This window comes from Hydrogenophaga sp. FW305-3-2-15-A-LB1, assembly GCF_058787875.1.
Genome location: NZ_JBYTAE010000078.1, coordinates 1 through 22,737 on the forward strand (window position 1 = coordinate 1; position 22,737 = coordinate 22,737).

Below are 22,737 nucleotides of genomic sequence, written 5' to 3' on the forward strand. Positions count from 1 at the left end.
CCCCGTTTCCCCGTTCCATCCCCGTTTCCACTTTCGCCCGCGGCCTGCGACTGGCACTCGTGCTCGCCGGCATCTGGGCTGTCTTGCAGGGCCCTGCCTGGGCCCAGCAGCCCCCTTCTCCCCCGGCTGAGAACACCGACGCGTGGCGCACCGTGCAACTGCCTTTGCGGCAGCTCACGGGCAGCTTCGTGCGCGCCTGGCGCCTGGCCGCCGCTTCTTCCTCAGACTCCCTGGGCGGGCTGGGCCGATGGCTGGGCGACGCGGACGAGGCGTCGGGGTCGGTGCGCGTGAAGCTGCCCGAGTTCCAGCCACGACAAAGCAACACGCTCGAAGTGCAACTGCCACTGGGCATGAAGCCCCAGGCCGGCGACTGCGCCTGGCGCGCCGAGTCCACCCGGGCCTCGGTGGACGCCGAGTCCACGCTGGATTTCTCGGCACTACCGCATTTTCTGCAGATGCCCGATCTGGCGGCTTTCGCGGGATCGGGCTTTCCCTTCACGCGGTACGCGGATCTGGCACAAACCGCCATCGTGCTGCCCCCACAACCCGACGACCACGAGATCGAGACCCTGCTGGCGGTGATGGGCAGTTTCGGCCGCTGGACCGGCACGCCCGCCTGGCACTTCGAGATCACCACGCCCGACAGGCTTGAACAGGTCCATGACCGCGACCTCCTGCTGATCGGTGGGCCGCAGTTGCACACCTTGCTCAAGCGTTGGCAGAAGGGCCCGATGCTTGCGCTCGACGCCCATCGCAGGGACACGCGCGGTCCGGCCACTCAGATGGCCGGCTGGCGATCCTGGCTGCACCCTGCCCGCGAAGGCGCCGACACGCCGGCGAGCCCATCGCTGGCCCCACTCCAGGTGGAAGCACCTGGCAGCCTGGCGGTGATCGCCGGCTTTGAGTCGCCCCTGCAGGCCGGCCGATCGGTGGTGGCCTTGAGCAGCGACCAGACCCGGGGCCTGAACTGGATATCGGCCGCCCTGCTCGAGTCCGCGCAAGCGGCACAGATTCAGGGGGGGCTCACCGTGGTTCGCGAGCAGGAGGTGCGGTCCTATGAGAGTGCGTCCGTCTATCACACCGGCCAGCTTCCCTGAGCGCCTTGCAGGGCATGGCACAGCCACGCCTGCGAATCACCGTGGGTCTTCACGAAGGCGAGGCCTGCATTCGCCTATCGCACAACGGAAGGCGTCCACCCGCCGAGGCCCTGGATGCGCTGGCCGCCAGCCGCTCCCAGGGTTCGGGAGGTCTTGGCATGGGCCTGGTGCTCTGTCAACGCGTGATGCGAAGCCTGCAGGGCGACTTCCGGATCACCCTGGCGCCCAACGAAGACACCACGGCCATCTTGCACTTCGATGAGACGGCGACCGATCGCGCGGAGACAAGAAAAAGGGGCTTAGCCCTGCGGCTAAGCCCCTAGATCTTTGGTAGGACGTGGCAGGCTCGAACTGCCGACCAACGGATTAAAAGTCCGCTGCTCTACCAACTGAGCTAACGTCCCATCAAAAATGGTCTGGCTGCCGTGGGGCAACCGCTGAAAAACGGTGGTGGGGCGTGAGTGACTCGAACACTCGACCTACGGATTAAGAGTCCGCTGCTCTACCAACTGAGCTAACGCCCCCGAAGGGATTCTGCGTGAATGCCAGTGACCTGCACTGGATTCGAGTCTTGTCGACTGCTGCGCCAAGCCTCAAATTATAGCGTGGTTGTTACGGGTCTTTGAAGATGCCGCGTTTTTTTTGCGTCAGCGGCCAGTGTATTCATCACCCAGCCTGCGGCGCACAGGCCAAATGTGGCGGTCACGCTCACGGCCGAACCATAGCCGTGGCAATTGAGCGAGCCATCGTTGTCGTCCAGCCCGCAGGATGCATCCGGCGGTGCCACCGCCTCCCGGCTGAACACGCAGGCCACTCCCATCCGGCCGGTGCGTGAGCCGCCATGTTGCTTGCGCAACCGGTAGCGCAGCTGGGCCAGCAAGGGGTCGTGCGTGGTGTCGGCCAGGTCGGCCACCTCCACGGCCTGGGCCAGGCGTTTGCCCCCCGCAGCGCCCACCGTCACGAAGGGCACACCCTGAGACACCGACCAATCCGCCAGCGTGGTCTTGGCGCGCACCTGGTCGCAGGCATCGATCAGCGCGGACAGTTGCCCCGCGCCCTGAGGCAGTGCCTCCAGCAGGCCGGGCCAGTTGTCCGGTGTCACGAACTCGTCGATCACATCGACCACACAGTCGGGGTGGAAGAGCGCGATGCGTTCGCGCATGGCGTCGGCCTTGGCTTGCCCCAGCGTGGGCTCCAGCGCGTGGATCTGGCGGTTGATGTTGGACTCGGACACGTGGTCCAGGTCGATCAGCGTGAGCCGCCGGACGCCGCTGCGCGCCAGTGCTTCGACCGCCCAGGACCCCACCCCGCCGATGCCGACCACCGCCACATGGGCATCGAAGATGCGCTGCGCGCCTTCAACGCCATACAGGCGCCGAAGCCCGCCGAAGCGGCGTTCGAACACCTCGGGCGTGAGGGCGCTCACTCGCGGTCCAGCAGCCACATCTGGAAGCGGAAACCGCCGATGGCGCCGAGCACGATGCCGGTGACGGCGATCATGCTGAGGAAGCTCAGGGTGGACAGGCCTGACAGACCCTGCCCCACGGTACAGCCCAGGGCGGTCACGCCACCCACCCCCATGCAGGCCGCGCCCGCGATGTGCAATGCGGTGTCCTGCGTGCTGCGAAAGCCTTCCCAGCGGAAGCTGCCTTCGATCAAGGCACAGGCGAGCGAGCCCACGACCACGCCCGCGACGGTGACCACGCCGAAGGTGAGCAACTTGGACGTGTCGCTGAAGAAGATGATCCAGTCCAGCGTGTAGGCCATCGGCGCGGTGAAGGTGAGCGACTCCATGCGCCCCGAGTTGGAGGCCAGGTAGACCGCATCGAGCGTCTCGGGGTGTTCGGCCACGAAGCCCAGGTGGCCGCTGACCCACCACATGGCCACGATCACCAGGCCAATGCCCAGGCCCCCCAGCACATTGTTGAAGCTGCGGAACTCGGTGCCGAGCAGCGCCCACACCACCAGCGCGCCCCCCACCAGCACCGCCAGCAACAGGCCGGCGAGCGCGGGCTCCATGCCCAGCCCGCTGGACACCCACATGGGAATGGCGCCACCGGCAGGGATGTCGAAAGCCACCTTGTCCACCGTGTTGACGCGCAGCACGGCCAGCACCCCCCGCAGGGTCGCGAAGGCGGCAAAACCCATCACGAAGAAGACGACCAGGGACTTCAGGCTGCCCGCGCCAATGCGCACCAGCGTCTTGCTGCCGCATCCCGAGGCCAGCACCATGCCGAAACCGAACAGCGCGCCGCCCACCAGGGCCGAGAGCCAGATGATCCGGCCGGAGGTGTAGATGGATTTGCCCGCGTCGATCCAGCCCAGCCACGCCATGCCGTAGAAGCCGAGCACGGCCACGCCGACGGCCATGCCCCACATGCGCATGCGGGTCCAATCGCCCATGTTGACGATGTCGCTGATCGCGCCCATGGTGCAGAAATGGGTGCGCTGGGCGATGAAGCCAAAGGCCACGGCCACGGCGAAGGCAGCCCAGAGAACCTGGGTCTGCAGTTTGAGAAAGTCGGCAATTTCCATGGCCGCCATTGTAGGAGGCGGCCAACTCCCTCACCCGGCGAAGGCCACGGCACCGCGCTGGTGCCGTGTGCCCTGCGCCTCAGCGCAGGCGCGCGAGGCGTTCGCGGCCAGCCGCGGCGGCTTCCGAGTTCGGATGCGCCTTCACCAGATCCTCGAGCGTCTTGCGCGAGCCCTTGGTGTCCTTGAGTTCGATCTGGCTGTTGGCCATGGCCAGCATGGCTTCGGGCGTGCGCATGTGGGTCGGGAACTCGGTCACCAGGCGGCGGTGGGTGTCCACCGCTTCCTTGTAGGCACGGCTCGCGTACTGCGCGTTGCCCAGCCAGTACAGCACCGAAGGCCGGTAGCCGCTGGCGGGATAGCGCACCAGGAAGGCGTTGTACGCGCTCGCCGCCGGGCCGAACTCGGATTTGCGCAGCAGGTCCATGGCGGCATCGAAGTCGCGCTTTTCGTTGGGTGCGACCGTGAAGCTCTGGCCATCGTGATCGATGCGCAGCGGCTCCACCTTGCGCAAGCGCTCGTCCACGCCCGCCTGCACGTCCTTCTGCTGGCGCTGCAACTCCGACACTTCGCGGGCCAGTTGCTCGTTCTGCCCGCGCATGCGGGCGAGCTCGGCGCGCAACTGCTCGATCTGGTTGGAGAGTTCGAGCAGGCTGCGGCGGGTGGCCGCGTTGCTTTCGCGAGCCTCGGTTTTGGCGGCTTCGTCGGCCTGCTGGTTGGCATCGACCTTCTGGCGCAATTCGATGATGGCCCGGCGGGCTTCATCGTCGCCAAACAGGGCGTGTGCCTGCAGCGGCCACAACGCGGCCGCCGCCAGGGAGCCCGCACCCAGCAGGCTGGAGGCAAAACGCAAGCGGGTCACCATGGGGCTCAACGGTAGGTCAGTTCAACGCGGCGGTTCTTGCTGAACGCCGCTTCGTCAAAACCGGTCTGAGCGGGCTTCTCTTCGCCGAAGCTCACGGCTTCCATCTGGGTCTCGGGCACGCCCAGCAGCGACAGGGCGCGGCGCACGGATTCGGCGCGCTTCTGACCCAGGGCCAGGTTGTACTCACGGCCGCCGCGCTCGTCGGTGTGGCCTTCGAGGTTCACGCGGCGCGTGCGGTTGGCGTTGAGGTAGCGCGCATTGGCTTCCAGCGTGGCGGCCGACTCGGCCTTCACTTCGAAGCTGTCGTAGTCGAAGTAGATCACGCGGCTCAGGGCGTTCGGCTGGGCCGAGTCCGCACCATTGACCGACACGCCCGAAACACCACGCGGATCCACCGCGCCCGATTGGCCCCCCGTGCCACCGGCACCGGCGGCCGAACCCGTGCGGTCTTCCACCGGCACGTTGTCGAGCTTCACGCCGGAGCTGCAGGCCGCCAGGGCTGCCACCAGGCTGATACCGGCGATCAGGCGCAGCCAGCGGCCCGAGGTGCGAGGAAACGAGTTGGCGGAAGTGTTGTTGTTGGACATGGGAAATTCCTTTGGGAGATAGAAAAGAAGCTGGATGGACGATAGCGGACGCGGCTCAGACTCGCTGTGCGCTGCCGCTCATTTGAGGAAGGGGCCCCATTCGGGTTCGCGGATGTCGCCCTGGGCACCAGCCAGCCGGGTCTTGATGCGACCGTCGACGGTGGTGGTCATGAGCGCTTCCTGGCCCTTGTCGCGGGTGGCGTAGATGATCATGCGGCTGTTGGCCGCGAAGCTCGGGCTTTCGTCGCCGCTGGACTCGCTCAGGGCGGTGACGGTGCCACTGCCCAGGTCCATCACGTGCAGACGGAAGGCGCCGTTGATGCGGGAGATGAAGGCGAGCCAGCGGCCGTCCGGGCTCGGCGCGGGCGAGATGTTGTAGTTGCCGGTGAACGTGAGGCGCTGGGCATTGCCGCCCTGCGCACCCATGCGGTAGACCTGCGGGGAGCCGCCCCGGTCGCTCACGAAATAGATGCTCTTGCCATCCGGACTGAACACGGGCTCGGTGTCGATGCTGGCCGACTGGCTCAGGCGCCGGGGCTCACCGCCGTTGGCGTCCATGGTGTAGATCTGGGCGTTGCCCGAGATCGAGAGCGTGGCCACCACCGAGCGGCCGTCGGGCGACCAGGACGGCGCGCTGTTGGAGCCCTTGAAGTTGGCCAGCAGGCGGCGCTTGCCGGTGGCGACGTCGTGCGCGTAGATCACCGGCTTGCGGGCCTCGAACGACACATAGGCCAGTTGGCCGCCTCCAGGCGCCCAGCTCGGCGAGATGATGGGCTCGGGGCTGGTGAGCGCGGCGCGCGCGTTCTCGCCGTCGGCATCGGCCACCCAGAGGTTGTAGCGCTGGCCGGCCTTGGTGACGTAGGCGATGCGGGTGGAGAACACGCCCTTGACGCCGGTGATCTTCTCGAACACATGGTCGGCGATGCGGTGGGCTGCCAGGCGCAGGTCGGTGGCGCCCACGGGGTAGCTCAGGCCGCCGAGGTCCTGCCCGCGCACCACGTCCCAAAGGCGGAAGCGCACGTCGAAGCGGCCGTCGGCCAGGCGGGTGACGCTGCCGGTCAACAGCGAATCCGAACCGCGTTCGCGCCAGGGGCCGAGGTCGGGGCGCGAGGTTTCGTCCAGACCACCGGACACCGGATCGACAAAACGGAACTGGCCGCTGCGCTCCAGGTCGGCGCGCACGATGGCGGCGATGTTTTCGCTGGCCACGTCGTTGCCGCGGAATCCGACCACGGAAAACGGGAACTGCGTCAGGCCCACACCCGCCACTTCCACCCGGAACTGGGCGTGAGCGGACGACAGCGGCCAGGTCAGCAGGGGTAAGGAGGAAACGAGCCCGAGAACGGATCGCCTGGGAAGGGGGGCCTGCATGTCGTGTCGAGTCAAATCCAGCATCCTGTGTGTGTCGCCTGTGCCTTGGGTTGCGGCGCTGAGAATGCGTCGCAGCCAACCAACTGATAATAACGGAGGGCACTGGGCCTTCCGTGACAAGATGTGTGCACGCCGCTGCCTGCCCGGCATGCATCCGATGCTTGATTCCCGTGGCGCCACATTGTTCCGCCGATCTGCAAGATTTCCTGAAGCGACCTGCCCTTGACCGATACCGCCCAACCGCAAAAGCCCCTGGACGGCACCCTCACGCAGCGCCTGTTGCGCCTGTGGCCCTACTTCCGCTCGGCCAAGACCGGCATTGTCCTCGCGGCCGTGGCCACCCTGATCGGGGCGCTGACCGAGCCCCTGATCCCCGCCCTGCTGAAGACCCTGCTGGACCGCGGCTTCGCCCAGGGCAATGTCGAGCTGTGGATGGTGCCGGTGGCGCTGATGGGGCTGTTCGGCATTCGGGGCGTGGCCGGCTTCACCGCCCAGTACGCGCTGTCGTACACGGCCAGCCTGGGCCTGCTGAACCTGCGCCGCGCCATGTTCGTCAAGCTCAACGACGCCCAGATGACCCTGTTTGCACGGCAAAACGCCAGCAAGCTCTCCAACACCCTGGTGTACGAGGTGCAGACCGGCTCGCAGTTGCTGGTGACGGCCTTCCTCACGCTCACCAAGGACAGCCTGGCCGTGGTGGCCCTCATGGGCTACCTGCTCTACCTGAACTGGAAACTCACGCTCATCGTGCTGATGGTCTTTCCAGGTCTGATCCTGATCATGCGGGTGCTCTCGCGCCGCTTCTACAAGCTGACCCGCGACAGCCAGCAGGCCACCGACGAACTGGCGTATGTGGTGGAAGAAAACGTGCTCGCCCACCGCATGGTGCGCCTGCACGGCGCCCAGGCACGGCAGAGCCAGCGGTTCGACCGCCTGAGCATGGCCCTGCGGCGCCTGGCGCTCAAGTCCACCATCTCCTCGGCCGCCATGACCCCCCTGACCCAGCTGCTGGCGTCTGCCGCGCTGTCGGCCGTGATCGCGGTGGCGCTCTGGCAGAGCAGCACCAGCGGCGTGACGGTGGGCAACTTCGTGGCCTTCGTCACCGCGATGCTGATGCTGATCACCCCCATCCGGCACCTCGCCGAGATCGCCGCGCCCATCACGCGCGGGCTGGCCGCGCTCGAACGGGGCCTGGAACTCATCGAGCACACGCCCGAGCAGACCGGTGGCAGGCACGCCGCCGACCGGGTCTCGGGCTCGATTTCGCTGCGCGACGTCTGGGTGCGTTACCCCGCGAAAGACGGCGGCCCCGCCCGTGGGGACGACGACAGCCTGATCGCCCTCAGGGGGGTGTCGCTGGACATCCGGCCCGGCGAGGTGGTGGCCTTCGTGGGCCCCTCGGGTTCGGGCAAGACCACGCTGGTGAACCTGCTGCCGCGCTTCGTCGAAATCGAGCGCGGCGAGGTGCTGCTCGACGGCGTGCCGCTTCCCGAATGGGAGCTGCGCAGCCTGCGCCGCCAGTACGCCATGGTGAGCCAGGACGTGGTGATGCTCAACGACACGCTGGCCGCCAACGTGGCGCTGGGGGCGGCGGACGATCAGATCGATGAAATGCGCGTGCGCGCGGCGCTCGTCTCGGCCAACCTCGGCGAGCTCATCCAGCGCCTGCCCCAGGGCATCCACAGCACCGTGGGCCACAACGCGGCCGAGCTCTCGGGCGGCCAGCGCCAGCGCCTGGCGATCGCCCGCGCGATCTACAAGGACGCGCCCGTGCTGATCCTGGACGAAGCCACCTCGGCACTGGACAACGAGTCGGAACGGCTGGTGCAGGACGCCCTGGCCCGCCTCATGAAGGGCCGCACCACCCTGGTGATCGCGCACCGCCTCTCCACCATCGAGCACGCGGACCGCGTGATCGTGCTGGCCGACGGCCGCATCCGGGAACAGGGCTCGCACCGCGAGCTGCTGCAGGCCGACGGGCTGTACGCGCGCCTGCACGCGCAAAGTTTTCGGCCAGAGGTGTAGGCCGGAGAAAGCCCCCCTTCCAGAAACACCGCGGAACCGGCTTTGCCGGGCCGCAGGTGTTGCCCCCTGGGGGGGGTGACGCCGAAGGCGGCGCAGGGGGATTCCTATAGCAGCACGATGTCGTACTGCTCCTGCGTCATCGAGCTCTCGCTCTGCAGGGAGATCGGCTTGCCGATGAAGTCCGACAGGCCCGCCAGGTGGGCACGCTCCTCGTCCAGGAACAGCTCGATCACCTTGGGCGACCCCACCACCCGGAATTCGCGCGGGTTGAAGGCACGCGCCTCGCGCAGGATCTCGCGCAGGATGTCGTAGCAGACGCTGCGCGCCGTCTTCACCGCGCCCCGCCCGCTGCAGGCCTCGCAGGACTCGCTCAGCATGTGGGCCAGGGATTCGCGCGTGCGCTTGCGCGTCATCTCCACCAGGCCGAGCTGAGAAAAGCCCCCCGTCATGGTCTTCACGCGGTCGCGCGCGAGCTGCTTGCGGAACTCCGTGAGGACCGCCTCGCGGTGGTCGTCGCGCACCATGTCGATGAAATCCACGATCACGATGCCGCCCAGGTTGCGCAGGCGCAGCTGGCGCGCGATGGCCTGGGCCGCTTCCAGGTTGGTGCGGAACACGGTGTCGTCGAAATTGCGCGCGCCCACGAAACCACCGGTGTTCACGTCCACCGTGGTCAGGGCCTCGGTCTGGTCGATCACCAGGTAGCCGCCCGACTTCAGGTCCACCCGGCGGCTGAGCGCGCGGGCGATGTCCTCGTCGATGCTGAACAGGTCGAAGATCGGGCGCTCGCCGCTGTAGTGCTGCAGCTTGCCGACGGTATCGGGCATGAACTCGGCCGCGAAACCCACCAGCAGCCCGTGCTGCTCGCGCGAATCGATGCGAATCGATTGCGTCTCGGCGCCCACCAGGTCGCGCAGCACGCGCTGCATCAGGTTCAGGTCCTCGTGCAGCAAGGTGGCCGGCGGCTGGCGCGTGGCGGCTTCCTTGATGCGCAGCCAGGTCTTGCGCAGGTAGGCGGTGTCGTCCACCAGTTCCTCGTCGGTGGCGTCCTCGGCGTTGGTGCGCAGGATGAAGCCGCCCGCTGGGCTGCCGTCGGCGGTGGCGGTCAACCGCACGAGCCGCTGGCGCAAGGCCTCGCGCTGGGCGGGCGGGATCTTCTGCGACACACCGATGTGGTTGTCCTGCGGCAGGAACACCAGCAGGCGGCCGGCGATGCTGATCTGGGCCGTGAGGCGCGCGCCCTTGGTGCCGATCGGGTCCTTGAGCACCTGCACCATCAGGGCCTGGCCCTCGAAGATCTGGCGCTCGATGGGCAGCACGGGATTGGGCGCGAGCAGCTTGGCGCCGGCATTGACGGGAGGTGCCCCGGCTGCCGCCGGATCCACCTCGCTGGTCGACGGCGTCAGGGGACGTTCGCGCGGCGTGGCGTGTTTGGCCGCGATGTTGGGCATCAGATCGGCCACATGGAGAAAGGCCGCCCGGTCCAGGCCGATGTCGATGAAGGCCGACTGCATGCCGGGCAGCACGCGCGACACCTTGCCCAGGTAGATGTTGCCCACGAGGCCGCGTTCCAGGGTGCGCTCCAGGTGCACCTCCTGCACGGCCCCCTGCTCCACCACGGCCACGCGCGTCTCCTGGGGAGACCAATTGATCAGAATGTCCTGGCTCATGAAGCCCTTCTCCGTGGCGTGTGGTGTCTCAGATCAACCGCACGCCCGCGGCGTGCAGCACCTGCGCTGTCTCGTGCGCAGGCAAGCCCATGATGCCCGAATAACTGCCGCTGATGTGGCTGACCCACAAACCCGCGCGCCCCTGGATGCCGTAGGCGCCGGCCTTGCCCATGGGCTCGCCGGTGGCCACGTAGCGGCGGATCTGCGCGGCGCTCAGCGGTTCGAACGTGACCCGGGACGTGGACAAGGCCGCCCAGGTGCGATCGCCCCGGGCACCCGACTTGCCCACGGCGACCGCCGTCAGCACCCGGTGCTGCTGGCCCGCCAGATCGGCCAGCATGCGGGCGGCCTCGGCTTCATCGGCGGGTTTGCCAAGGATGCGGCGGCCCAGCGCCACGGTGGTGTCCGCGCACAGCACGGGCGCATTCGGCAGGCGGCGGCGCTTCAGACGCGCCAGCGAGGCTTCCAGCTTGAGCGCGGTGACCCGCTGCACATAGGCGGTGGGTGCTTCACCGGGCAGCACGGCTTCCAGCGTCTCCACGTCTTCCTCGGCATCGGGCAACAGCAGCTCGCAGCGCACGCCCCACTGTTCCAGCAGCTGCCGGCGGCGCGGGCTCTGGGACGCCAGGTAGATGAAATCGGTCATTCGCGGTGATAGGGATGGTTGGCGTTGACCGACCAGGCCCGGTACAGCTGCTCGATCAGCAGCACCCGCACCATGGCGTGCGGCAGGGTCAGGTCGGACAGTCGGATGCGCTGGTGGGCCGCGGCGCGGAAAGCCGGCTCCAGGCCGTCGGGCCCACCGATCACCAGGGCAACGTCGTCGCCCTCCAGCTGCCACTGCTGCAGTTGTTGCGCCAGGGCCTTGGTGGTGAGCGTGGTGCCGCGTTCATCGAGCGCGACCACGCGGCTGCCACGGGGAATGGCGGCCTCGATGCGCTCGCGCTCGGCCGCGAGCAGCGTCTCCAGGGTCTTGGAGCCGCGCGGCTCGGTCTTGACGGACTTGAGTTCCACCCGCAGCTCGGGTGGAAAGCGTTTGGCGTAATCGTCGTAGGCGGTCTGGGCCCAGTCAGGCACCCGCTGCCCGACCGCGACGATCAGCAGCCTCATGCCTTCTTCTTGGCGGCCGGTTGGCTGGTTTTCCTGGCCGCGGGTTTGGCCACCGACTTGGCGGCGGGTTTCGCGGTCTTCTTGGCCACGGGTTTGCCGACCACCACCTTGGGCAGGGGCGCCTTCTTGGCAGCGGTGGCGCCGCGCTTGGGTGCGGCGGCCTTGCTGGTGCTGGCCGGGCTCTTCTTCGCGGGCGCAGGCGGCGCGGCCTTGGCGGCCGTCTTGCGCACCACCTTCCTGGCCGCAACGGGGGCGGCCTCAGGCGCCTTGGCGGCCTTCTTCTTCGCGGCGGGCTTGGCCGGCGCGGCAGGCTTTTCCGTGCCGTGCTTGAGGCGCACGGGCTTGGCGCCCCAGATCTCTTCCAGGCGGTAGTACTGGCGGATCACGGGCTGCATCACGTGCGCCACGGCGGCGCCGCAGTCCACAATGATCCATTCGCCGTTGTCTTCGCCCTCGATGCGCGGCTTGTCGAAACCCGCTTCACGCACGGCATCGCGCACGCTGGCGGCGAGTGCCTTGGTCTGGCGGTTGGACGTGCCGCTGGCCACGATGACCCGCTCGAACAAGGGGGAGAGGTGCTCGGTGTTGAAAACCACGATGTCCTGACCCTTGACGTCCTCGAGCCCATCGACGATGGCCCTCTGGAGTCGCTGGATGTCTTTCTTGGCTGTGGTTTCGCTGGTCATGTAGGAGGCTGGTAGAGGTGGTGTTGTGAAATATAGCGTGCGACGGGCTCGGGCACCAGAACATCCAGCGCGCCGGTGCTCTGCGCGGGTTGGCCCACGCGGGCGCGCACGGCCGTCGCGCTGATGTTCTTCAGGGGCATGTTGAGCAGCTCGAAGGGAAGATCGACGCTGGAGAGGTCGGTTTCGGTGGCCTGGTCCAGGGGGGCGTCGGCACCGATGTTGGTGGCCCGGTTGGCCACGGCCAGCGTGGCCAGATCGAGCACCTCCTGCCAGCGCACCCAGTTCTTGAACGCCAGCAACTGGTCGGCGCCGAGGATCAGGAACAGCTGGGCCTGCGGGTACTCGCGCTTGAGTTCGCGCAAGGTGTCGGCGGTGTAGCTCGGGCCTTCGCGGTGGATTTCGCGCTGGTCCAGCTGCACGTGCGGCAGATCGCCAAAGGCGAGTTCGCACATGGCCACGCGGTCATCGGCGGGCGACAGCACGCGCGACTTGTGCCAGGCATGGCCCGTGGGCAGGATGTGCAGCGCATCGAGGCCAAGTTGGTTGAGCGCGGTTTCGGCCAGCGCACGGTGCGCCCAATGCGGGGGGTCGAACGCCCCACCGAACATGCCCACGCGCCGGGGTGGCGAGGTAGAAGCCATCAGATCCAGTCCTTGCGCACCAGGAACTCCTTGTACAACCGGTCTTCCGGCGTGCCTTTTTTCGTCTTGCGGTTGTAGGCCCAGCTCACCAGCGGCGGCATGGACAGCAGGATCGATTCGGCCCGTCCGCCGGACTGCAGCCCGAAATGCGTGCCCCGATCCCAGACGAGGTTGAACTCCACGTAGCGGCCGCGCCGGTACAGCTGGAAGCTGCGCTCGCGCTCGCCGTAGGGCGTGTTCTTGCGGCGGTCGACGATGGGCAGATAGGCGTCCAGGAAGGCGTCACCCACCGAACTCATCATGGCGAAGCTGCCATCGAAGCCCAACTCGGAGAAATCGTCGAAGAACACCCCGCCGATGCCGCGCTGCTCATCGCGGTGCTTGAGATAGAAATACTCGTCGCACCAGGTCTTGAAGCGCGGGTACTTGTCCACGCCGAAGGGATCGAGCGCGTTTTTCGCCGAGCGATGGAAATGCACCGCGTCCTCTTCAAAACCGTAGTACGGCGTCAGGTCCATCCCGCCGCCGAACCAGCACACGGGCTCGCCACCCTCGGGCGTGGCAGCGATCATGCGCACGTTCATGTGCACCGTGGGCACATAAGGATTGCGCGGGTGGAACACCAGCGAAACACCCATGGCCTCGAAGGGTGCACCGCTCAGCTCGGGCCGGTGCTGCGTGGCCGAAGGTGGCAGGCGGGGCCCGGTGACATGGGAAAAACCGCAGCCCGCGCGCTCGAAGACGGCACCGTCCTCGAGGATCTGCGTGACCCCACTGCCCTGCAGCGGCTCGCCGGCCGGCTTGGTCCAGCGGTCCACCACGAAACTGCCCCCATCGACCAGCGCCACGGTGGAGACGATGCGGTCCTGCAGGTCGGTGAGGTACTCACGCACAAAGGACGTGGGGGTCTGTTGCATGCTCATGCCGGATCGACGGAAAGGGGCCTGGACAAAGGTTGCACGGGGCTGGCGAGTTCGGGATGCAGGCCGCGCACGCTCTCGTACGACGCGGCCATGCGGGCGTAGTCCGCCGCCTCGTCGCCGCTCAGGCGAATGAAGTCGGTGACGTTCACCTGCTTGCGACTGTAATCGAGCTGGATCAGGGCCACGGGCACGTCCGCCCCCACCGCCACCTGGTAGAAGCCGCTGCGCCATCCTGGCGCGCGCCGGCGCGTGCCTTCGGGCGAGAGCGCCAGCCACAGCAGGCGTCCCTCCTGCCGATGCCGGGTCATCAAGGCGACCATCTCCCCCACCACGCCGCGAGGCGACTGGCGATCGAGCGGGATGCCACCCAGCCACCGCATCCAGGCACCCAGCACGGGCACGCGGAACAGCGTGTCCTTGCCCCAGAAGCGCGCCGGCACGCCAATGGCCCACTTGGCCAGCAGCATCACGACGAAGTCCCAGTTGCTGGTGTGGGGATAGACGATGGCCACGCCCTGCAGGCGCGGAAAACCATCAAAGCGCAGCTGCCAACCCAGACGGGACAGCAGCCAGCGCGACAGCGAAGAACCACGAAACCGGACCGCGTGCGGCCCGGGGTAGTCGGCGGAGGGGTTCAAAGTGCGCGGTACCCGATGTCGCGGCGGCACTGCATGCCGTCGAAGTGGATGGCGTCCACCACCTCGTAGGCGCGTTGCCGGGCATCGGCCACGGAGCCCGCCAGCGCCGTCACGCAGAGCACGCGCCCGCCCGACACCTGCACCGCGCCCGGCGCGCCGCTGGTGCCGGCATGGAAGACCATGCGATCGGCTTCGTCGGCCGGCAGGCCGGTGATGGCATCGCCCTTGCGCGGGCTCAGCGGGTAACCGGCGGCGGCCAGCACCACGCCCAGCGCCACCCGTGGGTCCCAGTCCAGCGCCACATGATCGAGCTCGCCACGGGTGGCGGACAACAGGACCTGGGCCAGGTTGCTGCGCAGCCGCATCATGATGGGCTGCGTCTCCGGGTCGCCCATGCGGCAGTTGAACTCCAGCGTCTTGACCTGCCCGTCGGGCGTGATCATCAGACCCGCGTAGAGGAAACCTGTGTAGGGAATGCCATCGGCCTTCATGCCCCGCAGCGTGGGCAGGATCACCTCGTTCATGGCGCGCTCGTGCACCGCCGGCGTGACCACCGGTGCGGGGGAGTACGCCCCCATGCCACCGGTGTTGGGGCCCTGGTCGGCGTCCATCAGGCGCTTGTGGTCCTGGCTGGTCGCCAGGGCCAAGGCGTGCTCGCCGTCGCACAGCACGATGAAGCTGGCTTCCTCACCCACGAGGAATTCCTCGATCACGACGCGCGCGCCACCCTCGTTGTGGGCCACGCCCAGGGTGTTGTCGACCAGCATGAAGTCGATCGCCTCGTGCGCCTCGGCCGCCGTCATCGCCACCACCACGCCCTTGCCGGCGGCCAGGCCATCGGCCTTGATCACGATGGGCGCGCCCTCGGTGTCCACGTAGGCGTGCGCCGCAGCCGGATCGGTGAAGGTCTGGTACTTCGCCGTGGGAATGCCATGGCGCTGCATGAAGGCCTTGGAGAACGCCTTGGAGCTCTCCAGCTGCGCGGCGGCCTTGGTGGGGCCGAAGATCGGCATGCCATGGGCGCGGAATTCATCCACCACGCCAGCCGCCAGGGGCGCCTCCGGGCCCACCACCGTGAGGGCGACGCCCTGCCCTTGCGCCCAGGCACGCAGCGCCGCCTTGTCGGTGATATCGAGGTTCGTCAGCGCCGGGTCGCGCGCGGTGCCGGCATTGCCGGGCGCCACGAAAACCTGTTGCACACCTTCGGCCTGGGCCAGCTTCCAGGCCAGCGCATGTTCGCGGCCACCGCCGCCAATCACGAGTACTTTCATCCGGGCCGACCTTTATTCGCCGATTTCGGCGTTGTGGAACACGTCCTGCACGTCGTCCAGGTCCTCCAGCACGTCCAGCAGCTTCTGCATGCGCGCGGCGTCGTCGCCCGTCAGCTCGATGGTGTTTTCGGCCCGCATCGTGACCTCCGCCACCTCGGGCTTGAGGCCGGCGGCTTCCAGCGCGTTGCGGACCGCCTCGAACGTCACCGGCGAGGTCAGCACCTCGATGGCGCCGTCGCCGTCGCTGATCACGTCGTCGGCACCCGCCTCCAGCGCGATTTCCATGACCCTGTCCTCGGAGGTGCCGGGCGCGAACACCAGCTGGCCGCAGTGCTTGAACTGGAACGACACCGAGCCATCGGTGCCCAGGTTGCCGCCGTACTTGCTGAAAGCGTGACGCACCTCGGCCACCGTGCGCACGCGGTTGTCGGTCATGGTGTCGACGATCACGGCCGCACCGCCGATGCCGTAGCCTTCGTAGCGGATTTCTTCCAGGGCCTGGCCTTCCAGGTTGCCCGAGGCCTTGTCCACGTTGTATTTGATGCGGTCGGCCGGCATGTTGGCGGCCTTGGCCTTGTCGATGGCCAGCCGCAGCCGCGGGTTCATCGCCGGGTCCCCGCCGCCCTGGCGGGCCGCCACGGTGATCTCGCGGATCACGCGCGTCCAGATCTTTCCGCGCTTTTCATCCTGGCGACCCTTGCGGTGCTGAATATTTGCCCATTTGCTGTGTCCGGCCACGAAATTGTCCTTTTGCCCGTTCTGGCTTTGATCTAATAAGCCTGCGATTTTACGTTTTCACCCGAACCGCCTTCCCTGAGGAACCCTTGCCATGGCCGAACCGATGCTGATCGCCCAGAACGCCACCACCACCTGCCAGCTGTTGCCCGGGCTCGCGAACCGCCATGGCCTGATCACCGGCGCCACCGGCACGGGCAAGACCGTGACCCTGCAGACGCTGGCCGAGCAGTTCTCGAACATCGGCGTGCCGGTGTTCATGGCCGACGTCAAGGGCGACCTTTCCGGCATCAGCCAGCCGGGCAGCTTCGGCGAGAAGATGAGCGCCATCCTGAAAGACCGGGGCATCACGCCACCCGCCTCCCACGCCTGCCCCACCACGCTGTGGGACGTGTTCGGCGAGCTGGGCCACCCGGTGCGCGCCACCATCAGCGACATGGGTCCGCTGCTGCTCGCGCGCATGCTCAACCTCAACGACACCCAGGCCGGCGTGCTCAACCTGGTGTTCAAGATCGCCGACGACAACGGCCTGCTGCTGCTCGACATGAAAGACCTGCGGGCCATGCTGCAGCACATCGGCGACAACGCCAAGCAGTTCACCACCGAATACGGCAACATCAGCGCCGCCAGCATCGGCGCCATCCAGCGCGGGCTGATGCAGGTGGAGCAGCAAGGGGGCGACAAGTTCTTCGGCGAGCCCATGCTCGACATCACCGACTTCATGCAGACGGTGGACGGCAAGGGCGTGATCAACGTGCTGGCGGCCGACAAGCTGATGAACGCGCCGCGCCTGTACGCCACCTTCCTGCTGTGGATGCTGTCCGAGCTGTTCGAGACCCTGCCCGAGATCGGCGACCCGGACAAGCCCAAGCTGGTCTTCTTCTTCGACGAGGCCCACCTGCTGTTCAACGAAGCACCCAAGGTGCTGATCGAGCGCATCGAGCTCGTGGTGCGGCTGGTGCGCTCCAAGGGTGTGGGGGTCTATTTCGTCACACAGAACCCGCTGGACATCCCCGACAGCGTGCTCGGCCAGCTGGGCAACCGCGTGCAGCACGCGCTGCGCGCCTTCACGCCCCGCGACCAGAAGGCCGTGAAATCCACCGCCCAGACGATGCGCCCCAAGGCGGGGCTGGACATCGAAGCCGCGATCACTGAGCTGGCCGTGGGCGAAGCCCTGGTCAGCCTGCTCGACCCCAAGGGCCGCCCGACCGAGACCGAGCGCGTCTTCGTGGTGCCGCCAGGCAGCCAGCTGGGCCCCATCACCGACGCCCAGCGCCAGCAACTGCGCCAGAACTCGCTGGTGGCGGGCGTGTACGAAAAGGTGGTGGACCGCGAAAGCGCCTACGAGATGTTTGCCAACCACGCCGGAAAACGCGGCGCGGAGGAACCCACCGAAGCGTCCTCGGCCGCGAAGACGCCCCGCATTCCGGGCGCGGACAAGCAGCAGGCACCGGCCGAGAGCGGCGGCTTCGGCAACATGGTCAACGAAGCGCTGTTCGGCCGCACCGGCCCCCGTGGCGGGCAATACGACGGCCTGGTGCAGACGATGGCCAAAACCGCGGCCCGCAGCGTGGCCAGTGGCCTGGGCCGCCAGATCGTGCGCGGCATGCTCGGGGGCCTGCTGGGCGGCAGCAAGAAGCGCTGATCCGGCGATCGCCCAAGAAAAAAGGCCCGGTCATACCGGGCCTTTTTCATTCAGACGTCGACGGAACTCAGCCCGCCGTGGCTTCCTCGGGCTTGGCCTTGCCTTCCTTCTTCGACAAAGGCTGGATGTCGAGCATGACTTCCTGCGTTTCCTTGCCCGCTTCGTCCTGCTTGGTCTCGATGTCCACCGTCAGGCGCCCACCTTCGGTGAGGCGACCGAACAGCAGTTCGTCGGCCAGGGCACGGCGGATCGTGTCCTGAATCAGGCGCTGCATCGGACGCGCGCCCATCAGCGGGTCGAAGCCCTTCTTCGCCAGGTGCTTGCGCAGCCCGTCGGTGAACGTGACCTCGACCTTCTTCTCGGCCAGTTGCGTTTCCAGCTGGAGCAGGAACTTGTCGACCACGCGCATGATGATGTTCTCATCCAGCGCCTTGAAGCTGACGGTCGCATCCAGGCGGTTGCGGAACTCGGGCGTGAACAGGCGCTTGATGTCGGCCATCTCGTCGCCCGCTTCGCGCGGGTTCGTGAAGCCGATGGTCGCCTTGTTCATGGTCTCGGCACCCGCGTTCGTCGTCATGATGATGATGACGTTGCGGAAGTCGGCCTTGCGCCCGTTGTTGTCGGTCAGGGTGCCGTGGTCCATCACCTGCAGCAACACGTTGAAGATGTCCGGGTGCGCCTTCTCGATCTCGTCGAGCAGCAGCACGCAGTGCGGCTTCTTGGTGATGGCCTCGGTCAGCAGGCCACCCTGGTCGAAGCCCACATAGCCCGGAGGCGCGCCGATCAGGCGGCTCACGGCATGGCGCTCCATGTACTCCGACATGTCGAAGCGGATCAGGTCGATGCCCATGATGTAGGCCAGCTGCTTGGCGGCTTCGGTCTTGCCGACGCCGGTGGGGCCGCTGAACAGGAAGGCACCAATCGGCTTGTCCGCCTTGCCCAGGCCCGAACGCGCCATCTTGACCGACGATGCCAGCACTTCCAGTGCCTTGTCCTGGCCGAACACCACGCTCTTGAGGTCGCGCTCCAGCGTCTGCAGCTTGCTGCGGTCGTCGTTGGACACGTTCGCCGGGGGAATGCGGGCGATCTTGGCCACGATTTCCTCGACCTCGGCCTTGCTGATGGTCTTCTTGCGCTTGGACACCGGCAGGATGCGCTGGGCGGCGCCGGCCTCGTCGATCACGTCGATGGCCTTGTCGGGCAGGTGGCGGTCGTTGATGTACTTCGCGCTGAGCTCGGCGGCGGCCTGCAGGGCGGCCACGGCGTATTTCACGCCATGGTGCTCTTCAAAGCGCGACTTCAGCCCCTTGAGGATGTCCACCGTCTCGGCCACCGTCGGCTCGACCACGTCCACCTTCTGGAAACGGCGCGACAAGGCCGCGTCTTTTTCGAAGATGCCGCGGTACTCGCTGAAGGTGGTGGCGCCGATGCACTTGAGCTGGCCGCTGGAGAGCGCCGGCTTGAGCAGGTTGGACGCGTCCAGCGTGCCACCCGAGGCGGCACCCGCACCGATCAGCGTGTGGATCTCGTCGATGAACAGGATGGCGTTGGGCTTGTCCTTGAGCGACTTGAGCACGCCCTTGAGGCGTTGTTCGAAATCACCGCGGTACTTGGTACCGGCCAGCAAAGCGCCCATGTCGAGCGAGTAGACGGCCGACTCGGCGAGGATCTCGGGCACGTCGCCCTGGGTGATGCGCCAAGCCAGGCCCTCGGCGATGGCGGTCTTGCCCACACCGGCTTCACCCACCAGCAGCGGGTTGTTCTTGCGGCGGCGGCACAGGATCTGGATCACGCGCTCGACCTCGTACTCGCGGCCGATCAGCGGATCGATCTTGCCGTCCTTGGCCATCTGGTTCAGGTTCTGGGTGAACTGCTCCAGGGGCGAGGCTTTCTCATTCCCCTTGGCTTCGCTGGCTTCCTCGTTCTCGGCCGCGCTTTCGCCCGACTTGGTGGGCTCCGGCGGGTCGCTCTTGCGGATGCCGTGGGCGATGAAGTTCACCACATCCAGGCGCGTCACACCCTGCTGGTGCAGGTAGTACACGGCATGCGAGTCCTTCTCGCCAAAGATCGCCACCAGCACGTTGGCGCCGGTGACTTCCTTCTTGCCGTTGCCGGTGGACTGCACGTGCATGATGGCGCGCTGGATGACGCGCTGGAAGCCCAGCGTGGGCTGGGTGTCCACCTCGTCGGTGCCGGCCACCTGCGGGGTGTTGTCCTTGATGAAGTTCGTCAAGGATTTGCGAAGGTCGTCGATGTTGGCCGAGCAGGCGCGCAACACCTCGGCGGCGCTGGGGTTGTCCAGCAGCGCGAGCAACAGGTGCTCCACCGTGATGAATTCGTGCCGCTGCTGCCGGGCCTCGACAAAGGCCATATGCAAGCTGACTTCAAGTTCCTGGGCAATCATTGGGCACGTCCTTTGGGCTGGGTGATCGAAGAGGCAATCGTCTGGTTCAAAAAGGTCAAAAGGGGCTGACTAGGGCTCAGATGGGGTGGATTCGGATTTATTCAACCGGTTCACTCAGACATTGCAATGGATGCCCCGCCGCCCGGGCGGCCTGGAGCACCTGATCCACTTTGGTGCTGGCGACATCGCGCGAATACACGCCGCAGATGCCTTTTCCTTCCAGATGGATCTTGAGCATGATCTGGGTGGCGGTCTCCCGGTCCTTGCTGAAAAACTCCTGGATGACATGCACCACGAATTCCATTGGCGTGAAATCGTCGTTGAGCAGCACCACCTGGAACATCTGGGGGGGTTGGGTGCGTTGCGCGCGCCGCTCCAGCACCACCGAGTCGTCGCTGCCCGTGCTGGGGGGCGAGACAACAGGGTTGGGCGGTTTCTTGGGGTTCTGGGTGGCCATGAAAATGATTCTAGCGGTGCGCATTGCACCGCCGCATCGTGCGGGAATACAACAGCCTCCCGACGGCCCGAAACAGCATTGCCTTCGGGTCGGCGGGGGGAGTGGCAACCTGCATCAGCCATGCCTCATTGTGAAGCGAAAGCTGGCTTGAAAACCACCGAGTTGGGCGGCATTCGTGCGCTTCTTCCCACCGCACGCCCGGGCGGGGGAATGGATTTGGCCAACCAGGCGCGATTTACATGCTCTCGATCATCACGTCGCCAAAACCGGAGCAGCTGACCTGGGTGGCGCCGGACATCAGCCGGGCGAAGTCGTGGGTGACCTGCTTGCTGCCGATGGCGCTGCGCAGGGCGGCGATGACCACGTCGGCGGCCTCCTTCCAGCCCAGGTGCCGAAGCATCATCTCGGCGGCGAGGATTTCGGCGCATGGGTTGGCGTAGTCCTTGCCCGCGAACCTGGGCACGGGGCCGTGGGTGGGCTCGAAGCACGCCAGGGAATCGGACAGGTTGGCACCCGGCGCGATGCCGATGCCGCCCACCTGCGCCGCCAGCGCGTCGGCGATGTAGTCGCCGTTGAGGTTGAGCGTGGCCACCACCGAGAAGTCCAGCGGGCGCAGCAGGATCTGCTGAAGGAAGTCGTCGGCGAAACAATCCTTGATGAGGATGCCCCGGCCGGTCTTCGGGTTGCGGAACTGGCACCACGGCCCGCCGTCGAGCAAGGCCGCACCGAATTCCTTCTGGGCCAGCGCGTAGGCCCAGTCGCGGAAGCCGCCTTCCGTGTAGCGCATGATGTTGCCCTTGTGCACGATGGTCACACTGGGCTTGTCGTGGTCGATGGCGTACTGGATCGCCTTGCGCATCAGGCGCTCGGTGCCCTCCATGGACACCGTCTTGATGCCGATGCCCGACGTGGCCGGGAAACGGATGGTGGTCACGCCCATTTCGTCCTGCAGCAGGCGGATCAGGCTTTGCGCCTGGGGAGAGCCCGCCTCGTACTCGATCCCCGCATAGATGTCTTCCGAGTTCTCGCGGAACACCACCATGTTGGTTTTCTCGGGCTCCTTCAGCGGCGACGGAACGCCCTCGAAGTACTGCACAGGGCGCAGGCAGACATAGAGGTCGAGCGCCTGGCGCAGCGCCACGTTCAGCGAGCGGAACGGCCCACCGGCAGGCGTGGACAAGGGCCCCTTGATGGACACCACGTGGGCGCGCAAGGCGTCCAGGGTTTCCTCCGGCAGCCAGACGTCCGGCCCGTAGACCTGGGTGGCCTTCTGGCCGACATAGACCTCCATCCAGTGGATTTTCCGGCGGCCACCATAGGCCTTGGCCACGGCGGCGTCCACCACCTTGAGCATCACCGGCGTGATGTCCAGGCCGGTGCCGTCGCCTTCGATGTAAGGCACGATGGGTTCGTCAGGCACCTGGAGCGACATGTCGGCATTGACGGCGATCTTCTGACCTTGGGCGGGCACGCGGATGTGCTGGTACATGTCGATGGGAATCCAGAGGGCTGAGGAAGGGAACAAGAGCGCGAATTCTAGACTCGGAGCTTCAGCCCCCGCCCGGCCGTGCCACGATGGCAGACAATGCGGGCCTGACCCGACTCACCCGCCTCACCGCATGAAACGCCTGCTCACGCCCCTGATCTGCCTGTTCTTCCTGCTGTCGGGGCCCGCCTGGTCCCAGGAAGGTCCTCAGCTCCAGTTGCCGCGCGTCGGCCTGTCGGCCGGCATGCACCTGATCCAGGCCCAGGTGGCCGCCACCCCTCAGGAACGTGCCGTGGGCCTCATGTTCCGCAAGGACATGCCGGTCAACGAGGGCATGCTGTTCGTGTTTGAACAGCCCTCCGGTCAGTGCTTCTGGATGAAGAACACGCTGCTGCCGCTGACCGCCGCCTTCGTGGCCGACGACGGCACCATCGTCAACCTGGCGAACATGCAGCCCCAGAGCCTGGACTCGCACTGCTCGGCCAAGCCGGTGCGCTACGTGCTCGAGATGCACCAGGGCTGGTTCGACAAGCGCGGCATCAAGGCCGGCTCGCGCCTGAGCGGCGCCCCGTTCATCAAGTAACCCCCGAAAAG

The 22,737-nt window shown here is 66.8% G+C and carries 21 protein-coding genes, 2 tRNA genes and 1 pseudogene; 5 read left to right on the top strand and 19 right to left on the bottom strand.

The features are described from left to right. Both AC3WPZ_RS21545 and AC3WPZ_RS21550 read left to right on the top strand, forming a co-directional pair. A pseudogene (locus AC3WPZ_RS21545) lies at positions 1-1,097 on the top strand (hypothetical protein); the annotation flags it as partial. 14 nt (positions 1,098-1,111) lie between these two features. Beyond that, positions 1,112-1,420 carry an ATP-binding protein gene (locus AC3WPZ_RS21550; protein WP_492441482.1) on the top strand — a complete coding sequence of 103 codons (309 nt, stop codon included), beginning with the start codon at positions 1,112-1,114 and terminating at the stop codon, positions 1,418-1,420. Between the two features lie 5 nt (positions 1,421-1,425). On the opposite strand, the gene AC3WPZ_RS21555 is transcribed toward AC3WPZ_RS21550, so the two are convergent. The 7 genes from AC3WPZ_RS21555 to tolB form a co-directional block, all read right to left on the bottom strand. Next, positions 1,426-1,501: transfer RNA gene (locus tag AC3WPZ_RS21555), tRNA-Lys, on the bottom strand. Positions 1,502-1,545: 44 nt separating this feature from the next. Further along, a tRNA-Lys gene (locus tag AC3WPZ_RS21560) sits at positions 1,546-1,621 on the bottom strand. 74 nt (positions 1,622-1,695) lie between these two features. Then, the gene (locus AC3WPZ_RS21565) at positions 1,696-2,523 is read right to left on the bottom strand and encodes a tRNA threonylcarbamoyladenosine dehydratase (protein ID WP_382324979.1); all 828 of its coding nucleotides are present in this window, start codon (positions 2,521-2,523) and stop codon (positions 1,696-1,698) included. Then, entirely contained in the window at positions 2,520-3,632 is a 1,113-nt protein-coding gene (locus AC3WPZ_RS21570; protein WP_382324981.1) for a YeeE/YedE family protein, read from the bottom strand. Before AC3WPZ_RS21570 ends, AC3WPZ_RS21565 begins: the two co-directional genes overlap by 4 nt. A 79-nt stretch (positions 3,633-3,711) precedes the next feature. Further along, the gene (gene ybgF, locus AC3WPZ_RS21575; protein ID WP_382157718.1) at positions 3,712-4,494 is read right to left on the bottom strand and encodes a tol-pal system protein YbgF; all 783 of its coding nucleotides are present in this window, start codon (positions 4,492-4,494) and stop codon (positions 3,712-3,714) included. 5 nt (positions 4,495-4,499) lie between these two features. Then, the gene (gene pal / locus AC3WPZ_RS21580) at positions 4,500-5,081 is read right to left on the bottom strand and encodes a peptidoglycan-associated lipoprotein Pal (RefSeq protein WP_382324985.1); all 582 of its coding nucleotides are present in this window, start codon (positions 5,079-5,081) and stop codon (positions 4,500-4,502) included. A 78-nt stretch (positions 5,082-5,159) separates the two neighbouring features. Next, a complete protein-coding gene (gene tolB, locus AC3WPZ_RS21585) occupies positions 5,160-6,452 on the bottom strand; it encodes a Tol-Pal system beta propeller repeat protein TolB (RefSeq protein ID WP_444686623.1) in 1,293 nt (430 codons plus the stop codon). A 216-nt stretch (positions 6,453-6,668) separates the two neighbouring features. Between tolB and msbA the strand changes: the two genes are divergently transcribed. Continuing rightward, entirely contained in the window at positions 6,669-8,477 is a 1,809-nt protein-coding gene (gene msbA / locus AC3WPZ_RS21590) for a lipid A export permease/ATP-binding protein MsbA (RefSeq protein ID WP_444687478.1), read from the top strand. A gap of 104 nt (positions 8,478-8,581) precedes the next feature. On the opposite strand, the gene AC3WPZ_RS21595 is transcribed toward msbA, so the two are convergent. From AC3WPZ_RS21595 to AC3WPZ_RS21635, 9 genes are read right to left on the bottom strand one after another with little or no spacing between them, the layout of a single operon-like run. Continuing rightward, the gene (locus AC3WPZ_RS21595) at positions 8,582-10,147 is read right to left on the bottom strand and encodes an Rne/Rng family ribonuclease (protein WP_382324987.1); all 1,566 of its coding nucleotides are present in this window, start codon (positions 10,145-10,147) and stop codon (positions 8,582-8,584) included. Positions 10,148-10,175: 28 nt separating this feature from the next. Next, a complete protein-coding gene (locus tag AC3WPZ_RS21600; protein WP_382157712.1) occupies positions 10,176-10,793 on the bottom strand; it encodes a Maf family protein in 618 nt (205 codons plus the stop codon). Continuing rightward, positions 10,790-11,257, bottom strand: coding sequence for a 23S rRNA (pseudouridine(1915)-N(3))-methyltransferase RlmH (gene rlmH / locus AC3WPZ_RS21605; RefSeq protein ID WP_291117046.1), 468 nt, complete (start codon positions 11,255-11,257; stop codon positions 10,790-10,792). The genes AC3WPZ_RS21600 and rlmH overlap by 4 nt, the downstream gene beginning before the upstream one ends. Continuing rightward, positions 11,254-11,943, bottom strand: a complete 690-nt coding sequence (rsfS, locus tag AC3WPZ_RS21610; protein ID WP_444686624.1) for a ribosome silencing factor — start codon at positions 11,941-11,943, stop codon at positions 11,254-11,256. The genes rlmH and rsfS overlap by 4 nt, the downstream gene beginning before the upstream one ends. Next, positions 11,940-12,584 (bottom strand): nicotinate (nicotinamide) nucleotide adenylyltransferase, encoded by a 645-nt coding sequence (nadD, locus tag AC3WPZ_RS21615; RefSeq protein WP_382157706.1) that lies wholly within the window; start codon positions 12,582-12,584, stop codon positions 11,940-11,942. Before nadD ends, rsfS begins: the two co-directional genes overlap by 4 nt. After that, positions 12,584-13,501 (bottom strand): oxygen-dependent coproporphyrinogen oxidase, encoded by a 918-nt coding sequence (gene hemF, locus AC3WPZ_RS21620; RefSeq protein WP_382325624.1) that lies wholly within the window; start codon positions 13,499-13,501, stop codon positions 12,584-12,586. The genes nadD and hemF overlap by 1 nt, the downstream gene beginning before the upstream one ends. A gap of 2 nt (positions 13,502-13,503) precedes the next feature. Continuing rightward, the gene (locus AC3WPZ_RS21625) at positions 13,504-14,145 is read right to left on the bottom strand and encodes a 1-acyl-sn-glycerol-3-phosphate acyltransferase (protein WP_382326610.1); all 642 of its coding nucleotides are present in this window, start codon (positions 14,143-14,145) and stop codon (positions 13,504-13,506) included. Continuing rightward, positions 14,142-15,416: a phosphoribosylamine--glycine ligase gene (purD, locus tag AC3WPZ_RS21630; protein WP_382324993.1), complete on the bottom strand. Its 1,275-nt coding sequence runs from the start codon at positions 15,414-15,416 to the stop codon at positions 14,142-14,144. Before purD ends, AC3WPZ_RS21625 begins: the two co-directional genes overlap by 4 nt. A gap of 12 nt (positions 15,417-15,428) precedes the next feature. Then, positions 15,429-16,154, bottom strand: coding sequence for a YebC/PmpR family DNA-binding transcriptional regulator (locus AC3WPZ_RS21635; protein ID WP_382324995.1), 726 nt, complete (start codon positions 16,152-16,154; stop codon positions 15,429-15,431). Between the two features lie 91 nt (positions 16,155-16,245). On the opposite strand from AC3WPZ_RS21635, the gene AC3WPZ_RS21640 reads away from it, so the two are divergent. Beyond that, positions 16,246-17,796 carry a helicase HerA-like C-terminal domain-containing protein gene (locus tag AC3WPZ_RS21640; protein WP_444686625.1) on the top strand — a complete coding sequence of 517 codons (1,551 nt, stop codon included), beginning with the start codon at positions 16,246-16,248 and terminating at the stop codon, positions 17,794-17,796. A gap of 67 nt (positions 17,797-17,863) precedes the next feature. Here the strand turns inward: AC3WPZ_RS21640 and clpA are convergent, their stop codons facing one another. The 3 genes from clpA to icd form a co-directional block, all read right to left on the bottom strand. Beyond that, positions 17,864-20,200: an ATP-dependent Clp protease ATP-binding subunit ClpA gene (clpA, locus tag AC3WPZ_RS21645; RefSeq protein ID WP_291117064.1), complete on the bottom strand. Its 2,337-nt coding sequence runs from the start codon at positions 20,198-20,200 to the stop codon at positions 17,864-17,866. A gap of 97 nt (positions 20,201-20,297) precedes the next feature. Next, positions 20,298-20,657, bottom strand: coding sequence for an ATP-dependent Clp protease adapter ClpS (gene clpS, locus AC3WPZ_RS21650; RefSeq protein WP_291117066.1), 360 nt, complete (start codon positions 20,655-20,657; stop codon positions 20,298-20,300). Between the two features lie 235 nt (positions 20,658-20,892). After that, positions 20,893-22,146 carry an NADP-dependent isocitrate dehydrogenase gene (gene icd, locus AC3WPZ_RS21655; RefSeq protein ID WP_492441486.1) on the bottom strand — a complete coding sequence of 418 codons (1,254 nt, stop codon included), beginning with the start codon at positions 22,144-22,146 and terminating at the stop codon, positions 20,893-20,895. A 130-nt stretch (positions 22,147-22,276) separates the two neighbouring features. Here icd and AC3WPZ_RS21660 point away from each other — a divergent pair, with 130 nt between their 5' ends. Further along, positions 22,277-22,726 carry a DUF192 domain-containing protein gene (locus tag AC3WPZ_RS21660; RefSeq protein WP_382325001.1) on the top strand — a complete coding sequence of 150 codons (450 nt, stop codon included), beginning with the start codon at positions 22,277-22,279 and terminating at the stop codon, positions 22,724-22,726. The last annotated feature ends 11 nt before the right edge of the window (positions 22,727-22,737 follow it).